7 protein-coding genes and 1 pseudogene are annotated in these 11,582 nt (G+C 42.5%); 5 read left to right on the plus strand and 3 right to left on the minus strand.

Translation table 11 applies throughout. The annotated features are described in order from the left end of the window. Positions 1-28: 28 nt before the first annotated feature. The 5 genes and pseudogenes from hrpB (at position 29) to AAFM34_RS00985 (ending at position 10,538) form a co-directional block, all read left to right on the plus strand. A pseudogene (hrpB, locus tag AAFM34_RS00965) lies at positions 29-2,487 on the plus strand (ATP-dependent helicase HrpB). Then, on the plus strand, positions 2,484-4,829 hold the full coding sequence (mrcB, locus tag AAFM34_RS00970; protein ID WP_341659043.1) for a penicillin-binding protein 1B: 2,346 nt from the start codon (positions 2,484-2,486) through the stop codon (positions 4,827-4,829). Before hrpB ends, mrcB begins: the two are co-directional and overlap by 4 nt. A gap of 79 nt (positions 4,830-4,908) precedes the next feature. Then, on the plus strand, positions 4,909-7,170 hold the full coding sequence (locus AAFM34_RS00975; protein WP_371833242.1) for a patatin-like phospholipase family protein: 2,262 nt from the start codon (positions 4,909-4,911) through the stop codon (positions 7,168-7,170). Positions 7,171-7,457: 287 nt separating this feature from the next. Beyond that, positions 7,458-10,055 (plus strand): bifunctional aconitate hydratase 2/2-methylisocitrate dehydratase, encoded by a 2,598-nt coding sequence (gene acnB / locus AAFM34_RS00980; RefSeq protein WP_341659045.1) that lies wholly within the window; start codon positions 7,458-7,460, stop codon positions 10,053-10,055. 111 nt (positions 10,056-10,166) lie between these two features. Beyond that, positions 10,167-10,538 (plus strand): YacL family protein, encoded by a 372-nt coding sequence (locus AAFM34_RS00985; RefSeq protein ID WP_341659262.1) that lies wholly within the window; start codon positions 10,167-10,169, stop codon positions 10,536-10,538. 67 nt (positions 10,539-10,605) lie between these two features. On the opposite strand, the gene AAFM34_RS00990 is transcribed toward AAFM34_RS00985, so the two are convergent. From AAFM34_RS00990 to AAFM34_RS01000, 3 genes are all read right to left on the minus strand, one after another. Then, a complete protein-coding gene (locus AAFM34_RS00990) occupies positions 10,606-10,860 on the minus strand; it encodes a hypothetical protein (protein WP_341659048.1) in 255 nt (84 codons plus the stop codon). 164 nt (positions 10,861-11,024) lie between these two features. Beyond that, positions 11,025-11,240, minus strand: coding sequence for a hypothetical protein (locus AAFM34_RS00995; protein WP_341659049.1), 216 nt, complete (start codon positions 11,238-11,240; stop codon positions 11,025-11,027). Positions 11,241-11,323: 83 nt separating this feature from the next. Then, positions 11,324-11,560: a hypothetical protein gene (locus AAFM34_RS01000; protein WP_341659051.1), complete on the minus strand. Its 237-nt coding sequence runs from the start codon at positions 11,558-11,560 to the stop codon at positions 11,324-11,326. Positions 11,561-11,582: the final 22 nt, after the last annotated feature.

Here is an 11,582-nt window from a genome sequence, read left to right on the forward strand (position 1 = left end):
TATATTATTACATCATAAGGTTTAACCCTTGTCACAGCTTCCCATAGAGAGCGTGATGCCAGAGTTATTGTCTGCCATCAAAACTCACTCCCAAGTTATTCTTAAAGCCGCACCAGGTGCAGGTAAGTCGACCCACTTCCCATTAAAGCTATTAACCGAAAATGTGGTTGATGGAAAGATCATTGTGTTAGAGCCTAGGCGTCTAGCTGCACGTAACATCGCCTACTATCTTGCTCAGCAGCTTGGAGAAAGTATTGGTCAGCGTGTTGGTTATCGAGTGAAAGGGGAGTCTAGGGTTAGCAACAACACGCAACTAGAGATTGTAACTGAAGGTATTTTAACCCGAATGATCCAAACGGATCCTGAACTGACTGGTATCTCCTTGGTCATTTTTGACGAATTAGTGAACGTAGTATTCATGCAGATACCGCTCTCGCGTTTTCTCTAGAAATTCAGGATGTACTGCGAGAGGATCTTAAGTTAGTGGTCATGTCAGCAACCCTAGAGCATGAGTCTATTAGTCAACTGATGCCTGATGCTAAGTATGTTGAATCTCAGGGCCGAAGCTTTCCCGTTGAATATCGCTATCACCCTTTAAGACCAAATCAGGGATATGAGCAGGCGGTGGTGGCACAAATTCAAAGCTTAATTGGTAAGGAAACAGGATCACTATTGGCGTTTTTACCTAGCATGGCAGCCATTAAACGAGTTGCTGAGGGTTTAACGAGCTTGCCCAATGATGTGGCTATTTTCCCCTTATACGGACAGTTGAATTTTCAACAGCAGCAGGCAGCGATTCAAGCTCCTAGCGAAGGACAGCGTAAAGTGGTTCTTGCGACCAATATTGCTGAAACTTCTTTGACCATCGAAGGCATACGTATAGTTCTCGATTCAGGTTTACAGCGCACTGCGAGGTTTGATGTTAAAAATGGGGTAACTAAGCTTGAGCAAGTTCGTATTGCCCAATCGTCAGCAGAGCAAAGAGCGGGGCGAGCAGGGCGATTGGAGCCGGGTATTTGTATAAGGCTATACTCTGAAAGTTCGTTAAATCAGCAGCCCAATGTGCCTCCCGCCGAGATACTGTCCTCAGATTTATCCAGTTTAGCGATAGAGCTTGCCCAATGGGGTGCTTCTGAACCATCAGAATTAAAGTGGCTGGATATTCCTCCGCAAGCAAGCTTTTTACAATCCAAACAGTTGCTGGTTAAACTGGGTTTATTGGATAATAAACACCAATTAACAAGCCGAGGAAAAACAGCTTGTGAACTCGGAGTAGAGCCAAGAATTGCAGCTATGTTAACCCATTCAAATAGCCCCGCATGGCTTTCCACAGCACCTGCAGTGGCGGCGTTATTGGAATCACCTGAGCGTAATATTGCCAACTTTACACATTCGGTTGATAGCTTCAAGCGAGGAAAACATTCTCAGCAACAAATGGTGTATCAACGAGGTATGGCTTTATCTCGCAAGCTTAATATGAGCTTTTCTACTGACTCTATTGACGAATCTTTGGTAGCCGTCATGTTAGCCGCCGCTTTTCCAGACCGAGTAGCTCAGTTGCGTAGTGGAAAAGCAGGGAAGTTTTTGCTTGCCAATGGGCATGGGGCTGAATTGGCGGAAGAGGAAAAGTTATCGACTTCAGAATATCTAGTTATTGCAGATCTTATGCGAACCCACTCAGGCTCTTCTCGAATCTTTTTGGCTGCGGAGCTAGAATTATCATCTGTCAAACAGTGGCTTCCTGAACTCATTAACAGCAATGATAATCTTGATTGGGATGATGACAAAGGACGACTGATCGCAGAATCTCAACAGTGTATTGGACGTTTGGTTGTTGAACGAACACCTTTACCAGCACCTCCCCCTGAAAAAATCACGAAAGCTTTACTCAACTATGTAAGACGCAAGGGACTGGCTGTATTAAACTGGTCGGAGAACAGCAAGCAATTACTTGAGCGCATCCGCTGCGCTGCTGATTGGCTACCTGAAGAGCTATGGCCAGAAACGTCGGAAGCAGAATTATTGAAAAACCTTGAACACTGGTTGGAGCCATACTTAACTGGAGTTAACTCATTGCAAGCAATGAAAAAAATTGATCTTGAACCCGTATTAATGTCCTATCTTTCTTGGCCACTTAATCAGAACATAGATAAATGGTTACCCGCTTACTATTTTTTGCCCACTGGGACCAAGAAAAAGATTCGTTACAAACAAGGTCAAGATCCTGTTTTGTCTGTACGAATGCAGGAAATGTTTGGTCAACAAGTGTCGCCTCAGATAGCACAGGGAAGAAAAAAATTGTTGGTGGAATTGCTTTCTCCAGCGCAGCGCCCATTACAAATAACAAGCGACTTGGCTAGCTTTTGGGCGAGTGGGTATAAAGAAGTACAAAAAGAAATGAAAGGGCGTTACCCCAAGCATGTATGGCCTGATGATCCAGCTAATCATGTGGCGACGACGAAAACTAAGCGACAACTGAACTCATGAGCAAGAAAACAACCTCTAAAAGTAAACAACCTAAAACCGCGAAAAGGCCATCTCCTAGGAAGAAGAGCTCAAAGAAGAATCAACGCAACTGGCTACAAATAGTTTGGAGTGTAGCTTGGAAAGCAAGTCTTGCTGGCTTAGTCGTGATTGTCTTTATTGGTGTGTATCTTGATAGCGTGGTAAGGCAGCGCTTCGAAGGTCAGTTATTTGATTTACCTACTGTCGTGTATGCGCGAATTTTAAATCTTGCTCCTGGGGACAGTATTTCAATACAAGAAGTGCGCAATGAGTTAGATGTACTCAATTATCGTAAAGTTCGACATCCTCGCTACCCTGGGGAATATTCATCCTCTTCGACCAAAATTGAATTGTTTCGTCGTCCTTTTGAGTTCACCAATGGTCCTGAACCTGATCGTCATGTGATGCTTCATTTCGATGCTACAAGCTTAAAGCGGATTGAGTCATTGGAGAAAGCAGGTGATCTTGGCTATCTGCGTATTGAGCCCAAAATGCTGGGGATGCTAGAAAAGGATCATGACGAGCAGCGCTTATTTCTCAGGCGAGATCAATTTCCTGAGATCATGGTTGATGCGCTACTTGCAACCGAAGATAGAGACTTTTATCAGCACGATGGTGTTTCCCCGCTTGCTATCGCTAGAGCTATGGTTGCAAACCTGAAAGCCGGTAGAACGGTTCAGGGTGGAAGTACTCTTACTCAGCAGCTCGCGAAAAATATATTTCTTTCCAGCGATCGAACATTGTGGCGCAAGCTGCGTGAAGCTTATATGGCTCTGATTATTGATTACCGATATAGCAAAGATCGTATTTTAGAAGGTTATCTCAATGAAGTTTACCTAGGCCAAAGCCGAGGAGAAGCGATTCACGGATTCGGCCTAGCCTCCCGGTTGTATTTTGGTCAACCGATTCAGGAACTGCGAATAGACCAGCTTGCTCTCTTGGTCGGTATGGTAAAAGGCCCTTCTTATTACAATCCGATTCGTTATCCAGAAAGAGCGAAAGAGCGACGAGATCTGGTGCTACGCTTGATGATGCAACAGGATGTGTTGAGTGCAAGCCAGTACGAAACGGCAGTAAATCGTCCATTGGACATACAAGACAACCCCCGTATTGCAAGTCGCCAGCCTGCTTATTTCCAGCAACTTAAAATCGAGCTTAAAGACAAAGTGGGTGGGGTATTTCAGTCAGATTTGGGGCTTAGGGTATTTACTTCTCTCGATCCTGTTTCACAGCAAGAACTAGAACAAGCGATTGCCAGAAAGATTCCTCAGTTAAGCCAAGTTGCAGGGAAATCTTTGGAAGGTGCTGCGATTGCTGTTGATCGTCATACTGGTGAAATACGCGCTATGGTTGGAGGAAAACGTACTGGTTATGATGGCTTTAATCGAGCCTTGAATGCCAGCCGTCAAATCGGTTCACTGGTTAAGCCTGCTGTGTATTTAACAGCTTTAGAACAGCCCCAAAATTATAACCTTGCAACCACTTTACATGATAAGCCGATCAGTTTAAAAGGCTCAAAAGGGAGCGTTTGGTCGCCACGAAATTATGACAGAAAATTCAGAGGTGATGTGCCACTGTATTTGGCATTAGCTAAATCGCTCAATGTTCCGACTGTGGAGTTAGGCATGCAGTTGGGCATTCCTAAAGTTATTAATACACTCGAAAAATTAGGTGTGGATCCTGATGAAATTAGGCCTGTGCCTTCGATGTTCCTCGGTTCTTTCACTTTGACGCCTTTTCAAGTTGCTCAAATGTATCAAACCCTAACTAATTCTGGTAAGCGTTCGCCATTATCAGCATTGCGTTCAGTGGTTGATAAAGAAGGTAAGGTGTTATTCCAGTCTTTACCTAGAACATCTCAGACCATAGATCAGCAAGCCGCTTGGCTGACTACTTATGCTATGAAACGTGGTGTTTTGGAGGGAACAGGGCGATACCTCAATAGCAAATTTGGCTGGGCTGCATTAGCGGGAAAAACGGGCACAAGTAATGATACTCGTGACAGTTGGTTTGTTGGAGTCGATGGCCGTGAAGTGACGACTATCTGGCTTGGTCGAGATGACAATCAGCCAACCAAACTTACCGGTTCAAGTGGTGCACTTAGAGTGTATGCGGAATACCTAAATCATCGTATTCCTGAAACCTTATCCTTACCTTGGCCTAAAGGTATTAGTACTTTAGGTTTTGCTTATACTGATAATGGTAGCCTTGAATTGGATTGTGGTAATACCTTTAAACTTCCTATGTGGGATATAGACAATCAGTTGAAAAGCCAGTGTGACAGTCAGCCTGCTCAGTGGATAAAAAAATTATTTAGCTGGTAGAAGCGTGTTGAGCTCAGTGAAGGTATTACGATAAGGGAACGGGATAGTGAAGAAGTTATTGTGCTTTTTACTTGTCTATATGGCTGGGCTTCAAAACGCGATGTCAGCAGAAGAACCAGAACAGCCGAAAGAAGTAGAGCGGCCTAAGATCGCAGTAGTACTTGCTGGCGGAGGAGCAAAAGGTGCAGCGCACATTGGTGTGTTAAAAGCGCTAGAAGAGCTCAGGATTCCGGTGGACTACATCACTGGAACCAGTATGGGAGCCTATGTTGGCGGTTTGTATTCAACAGGTATGAGCGCCGATGAAATAGAAAGTTTTATTACTACTGTTGATTGGAACAGCGGCTATCGTGACAGAGTTGATCGTAGTGAACGCCGCGTGCGAGACAAAGACTATGAGGACAGATACCAACTGACGACCGATTTGGGCCTTCGTTGGGGAGAGATCCATGCAGCGCGTGGTATTGTACAAGGTCAAGGGATGCTCAAGATCTTACGTGAGACCTCTGGTAATCTGCCTCCCTTTACTTCATTTGATGATCTAGCAATTCCTTATCGCTCAGTTGCCACTGACATTATAGAGCTAAAACCTGTAGTGATTGGTAATGGATATTTAGTTGACGCCATGATGGCGAGTATGTCGGTTCCTGGCGCTTTACCTCCTTATGAGCTTAATGGCCAACTGTTAGTTGATGGTGGTGTTACTAACAATATGCCAGTTGATGTGGCAAGAGCCCTAGGTGCTGATATTGTTATTGCTGTTGATATAAGTACTGACTACAGAGAAGAAGAGGAGTTTACCACTTTATTCACAGTCGCTGACCAACTGTCAAATTATTTAGTCCGAAGTACTACAAATCGTCAAGCCAAGACATTGACAGACAAAGACGTTTTCCTTCAACCCAAAGTGGGCGATATGGAAACGACGGAATTTGACAAAATGCCGTTTGCTTTTCAAAAAGGCTATCAAGCTGCAATTGCCAATAAAGCACAGCTTAAGCGATACAGTGTGTCATCATCCGAATATCAAGATTACATTGATCATAAAGAAGATGCTCGGCGCAAGCTTCGTTACGGTGATGAAATAACAATTCAACAGATCGTTATTCATAATCACAGTCACTATAGCGAAGAAACGCTAAAAACATACCTCAAACTTGAGCCTGACCAACGCTATTCAACGGCTGAGATTGAAGCAAGTGTCCAGAGCCTTTATGCGCTAGACCGGTTTGAACTTATCACCTATCGATATGAAGAAATTGATAATCAAAATACCTTAGTGCTCAATATTAGAGAAAAGTCTTGGGGGCCAAATTATGTCAACTTTCGATTTTTTCTAGAAGATGATTTTGAAACAGACAGTCAATACTCTATTGGTGTATCAACTAACTTTACGGATTTAAATTCTCAGGGGGCTGAATTTAGGCTCAATGTAGAGATGGGCTCGGACAAACTTGTTTTGGGAGAGTTGTATAGTCCGCACCTTTTTAACACAGATCTCTTTACTACAGTTATTGGCTCGTATAGTAGTGAAAAAGTCAATATTCCTAGCGGAGGAATGACAGATACTTCATTAAGTGCGAGTCGAGATTATATTCCTGTGTCCTTCAATGAATGGGGAGCGGAATGGGCACTTGGTTATCAAAATGCGCTGTGGAGTCGGGTCAAGTTTGGGGTTCGATACACAGATGGTACTGGAGAGCTCACTTCCCTTCCTTCTCTGGGCAATTCGTCATATAAGCGTGTTGGTGGCTTTATTAACTATCGAATTGATACCTTAGATAACTATAGTTTACCTAGTAAGGGCTGGTATTTGGACTTAGATTATTTGGTATCACATGATGATAGCGTTGGTGTTACAGGTAGTGTTTTCGAGGGGCATAATGAAGATACGGCTTTCGAATATGGGGCTAAAGCAATCTATGCACATAGCTTTTTCCGTCATACCGTAGTTGCCAATGTAGATGTTGGAGTGGTGGAGAGTAAAAATTCTACGCTCATTATTAACCCTAAAGAACTGGGCGGTTTTTTAAACTTATCTGGTATCCCTCGTAACAGTCTTATTGGGCAGAATAAAATCTTTGGCAGTTTAGTTTATCGTTATCGCTGGTTTGATAATGACTTTGGCTTATTTTCATCACCTTTCTATCTTGGAGGCTCATTGGAATATGGAGGAGTTTGGTCAGATCCCAGCATTAGTGCTGATAAAGCGCCTCTCTATGGTGCTGGGTCTGTATTCTTAGGAGTGGATTCTCCTGTCGGGCCAATTATGGTTGGTTATGGAAGGACAGAACAAAATTATGACTCTTTCTATCTTATTATTGGAACCAGTTTTAAATAATTATCCCATAATAAGTAATATGAATTATTAATGGACAGGGTGAGCGAACTGGGAAACAAAGTAAAGAAAATCATGGGACTTTAGTTATAACTTGCTATGTTGGTCAAGATGATGAGATTTTAATTGATCGTTAAATTTGCTATCCTAGCGCCCAAAGTTTGGTCTTTTTGATATAAGTTCTAAGCTAAGAACATAATTATCGAGAACCAAGTTTCCAAGGATGTTTACTTCGTTAATTTTGAATAATAGTAATAATAACGAAGAAACCGCAATGAGAGGAAAAAGTCGTGCTTGAAGCCTATCGTAAACACGTCGCAGAGCGTGCTGCTGAAGGAGTTGTTCCAAAACCACTAGATGCTGAACAAGTTGCTGGTCTTGTCGAACTTCTTAAAAATCCGCCTAAAGGTGAAGAAGCCGTACTTCTTGACCTTCTAGAGAATCGTATTCCTCCTGGTGTTGATGAAGCAGCTTATGTTAAAGCCGGTTTCTTAACCGCAGTGACTAAAGGTGAAGTGGCATCTCCGTTAGTCAGCCGTGAAAAAGCAGCGCAGCTGCTTGGAACTATGCAAGGTGGGTATAATATCGCGCCCCTTGTCGACCTTCTTGATGATGATGCTTTGGCTCCAATAGCGATGAAAGCTTTGTCTCATACTTTGCTGATGTTTGATGCTTTCTACGATGTAGAAGAGAAAGCTAAAGCAGGCAATACTCATGCTCAAAAAGTCATGCAGTCTTGGGCTGATGCCGAATGGTTTTTATCCAAACCAGAGCTTGAGAAAAAAATCACCTTAACCGTGTTTAAGGTAACGGGTGAAACCAATACCGATGACCTGTCTCCCGCTCCTGATGCATGGTCTCGTCCGGATATTCCAGTTCACGCTCTTGCTATGCTGAAAAACGAGCGCGATGGCATTACTCCAGATCAGCAAGGCAGTATCGGCCCTATCGCTCAGATAGAAGACCTGAAGAAAAAAGGTCATCAGCTTGTCTACGTAGGCGATGTGGTCGGAACAGGCTCGTCACGTAAATCAGCAACTAACTCAGTACTTTGGTTTATGGGTGATGACATTCCCAATGTGCCAAATAAACGTGCTGGTGGTTATGTTCTGGGTGGGAAAATTGCACCTATCTTCTTCAATACCATGGAAGATGCGGGTGCTTTGCCAATTGAAGTTGATGTATCCAAGCTCAACATGGGAGACGTGATTGACGTTTACCCTTATGAAGGTAAAGTTTGTAACCATGCAACGGGTGAGACTCTTGCTGAGTTTGGCTTGAAAACCGATGTTTTGATCGATGAAGTTCGTGCTGGTGGCCGAATCCCGCTCATTATTGGGCGAGGTTTGACAGATAAAGCCCGTCAATCTCTCGGTCTTGAGTCATCTGATATTTTCCGCAAGCCAGGCGCTGTTGCTGATTCAGGTAAAGGCTATTCTTTGGCTCAAAAGATGGTTGGTAAAGCGTGTGGTGTTGAAGGAATTCGCCCTGGCACTTACTGTGAGCCTAAGATGACTACAGTCGGCTCTCAAGACACCACAGGTCCAATGACGCGCGATGAATTGAAAGACTTGGCGTGTTTGGGCTTCTCTGCTGATTTGGTGATGCAGTCTTTCTGTCATACTTCAGCGTATCCAAAGCCAGTTGACGTTAATACTCATCATACACTGCCTGATTTTATTATGAATCGTGGTGGGGTGTCTCTTCGTCCTGGTGATGGCGTGATTCACTCTTGGCTTAATAGAATGCTTCTTCCCGATACAGTAGGAACTGGTGGTGATTCTCATACCCGTTTCCCGCTTGGAATCTCTTTCCCAGCAGGTTCAGGCTTGGTAGCCTTCGCCGCTGCAACGGGCGTGATGCCCCTGGATATGCCTGAATCGATTTTGGTTCGTTTCAAAGGTAAAATGCAGCCGGGCATTACACTTAGAGATCTTGTTCATGCCATTCCGTATTACGGTATTAAGCAAGGCCTCCTAACGGTTGAGAAAGCAGGTAAGATTAATGAGTTTTCTGGTCGTGTGCTGGAAATCGAAGGGGTTGAGCACCTAACCGTTGAACAAGCATTTGAACTGTCTGACGCATCAGCGGAGCGCTCAGCTGCAGGCTGTACCGTTAAGCTTTCTCAAGCTTCGATCGAAGAGTATCTCAATTCCAACATTGTTATGCTCAAGTGGATGATTTCTGAGGGCTATGGCGATCGTCGTACTATAGAGCGTCGTATCGCAGCAATGGAAGAGTGGCTTGCAAATCCTGAATTAATGGAAGCGGATGCCGATGCAGAATATGCCCATGTGATTGATATTGATCTTGCTGAAATCACAGAACCGATCCTCTGTGCTCCAAATGATCCAGACGATGCTCGCTTGCTATCTGATGTTCAAGGCACACAAATTGATGAAGTCTTTATTGGCTCTTGTATGACTAACATTGGACACTTCCGAGCAGCAGGTAAATTGCTTGAGCAATACGGTGGACAGCTGGATACTCGTCTTTGGGTTGCTCCGCCAACTAAAATGGACAGAGATCAGCTCACTGCAGAAGGATACTACGGAATCTATGGCCGAGCTGGTGTTCGTATCGAGACTCCAGGGTGTTCCTTGTGTATGGGTAACCAAGCTCGAGTTGCAGACAAAGCGACAGTGATGTCGACGTCTACGCGTAACTTCCCTAACCGTCTTGGTAATGGAGCGAATGTATTTCTATCCTCTGCTGAATTGGCCGCTGTTGGCGCTATTCTCGGTAAAATCCCAACTAAGGATGAATACTTAGAGTATGCTAAGCAAATTGACTCCACAGCCGCTGATACGTATCGCTATCTAAACTTCCACAAGATGGAAGAATACACCAAGAAAGCCGATACCGTGATTTTCCAAGAGCCAGTGTGAATCAAGAATAGCATTGAGAATATGAGCGCCTGGTAGCAACAGGCGCTTTTTTTTGTGCTTTTTGAACGGTATCTATATACTTTGCCTTCCTTTTTGCACACGGCAGTAATGATGGAATTTGAATTTATTCGCAATACCCTAATGGGCGAATACTATGTGAAGCCAAGCATGGGCCACGAAGTTCTCGGCCGCTGGCTTGAAGAAGAAATTGGTAAAGACAAGCAAAAAATACAGCAAGTAGAAGCACTGTTAGAGGCTGTAAAGCACTCTCCGCTGATAGAGCATAACTACTCAGGATGTGAAATCTCACTCACTATTCAGGGTGATGAAGTAACAGTAGAAGAAAATGTATTGAGCCATGGAGAATCTATACCGGAAGGTAGTGAATTCGATTATTACAACAGTGAAAGCAAAGCATCTTGTGGACTGGATGACTTTGTGTCTGTATTTGAGCAGTGGAAAGCGTTTTTGCAGCAAAAATAAGCATATTTGTTTTCACTTTTAACACTTAAAAAAGGACCCATTGTAGTGGGCCCTTTTTATTTTATTATTATTTCATTCCGTTTATCATTTTGGACATGCTTGTATATTTTCCTGCTTCTTTTTTCATATTAAAAGAGCTATTTCCTGCTGATTTTTTTACTTCTTTTCCAAATTGATAGTCCATCGCGTTTTTAGCTTCTTTTTTACCTACGGAAAAACTGCCATTTTTAAACTTTCCTAATGGCTTTTCTGTATAAGAAGGCTTGTAACCTGAACTTCCGCCAGAAACTTCAGATAGGATGTCTAATTTTAAACTTTTCATATTATGATACCATTTTTATTATTTCAAATTAAATTTTTCACTATAATTTCAATAGTGTTAATAAGGTAATTAACTTAATAAATAATCATTAAACCCCTAGCTCTAAGAGCTAGGGAAAGGAAAGAAGAATTTCATATTTTCTTTAGTTTTTTAATACTGTTAAATTAGTACTTTTTCCAGTTGTTAGTTGGATTTTTTCCGTTGCTTTGAGTGTTTTTTGTATTCTTATTGGTTGACATATTACTTTCAAGTCTTCCTTTAATTCTATTTCTAGCCTCATTAAATCTAATTTCACTTTTCTTTTTCTCAATCAAAGAGACAGGTTTATTTCCACCAGCACCAGAAACTGTAGATAGTATATCCAAATTTAAATCTTTCATATTATATCACCATGTTAAACATTTTAAATTAATATTAACACTAAATGGAAAGTGTTATATCTAATGATTAATTTACTATTTAATTAGTAAGTGTAAAAATTACCATCACGCATAGCTTTTATTTCAGTCGGAGTGTGATATTTTGACTTCATATGTACTCCTACTTTTTTAGGCTGCTGCTGAGTGTTGTTACTTTTAATGTTTTTTGAACTTGAAAAAGCTCCTATGGCCTTTGAAAACGGCGATGACTTGGATTTTTGATTGTCATTACCACCAGCACCAGAGACTGTAGATAGTATATCCAAATTTAAATCTTTCATTTTTAATTCCTAACTAAATCAA

Origin of the sequence: Vibrio sp. (genome assembly GCF_038138445.1) — a bacterium.
Classification (GTDB): Bacteria; Pseudomonadota; Gammaproteobacteria; order Enterobacterales; family Vibrionaceae; genus Vibrio.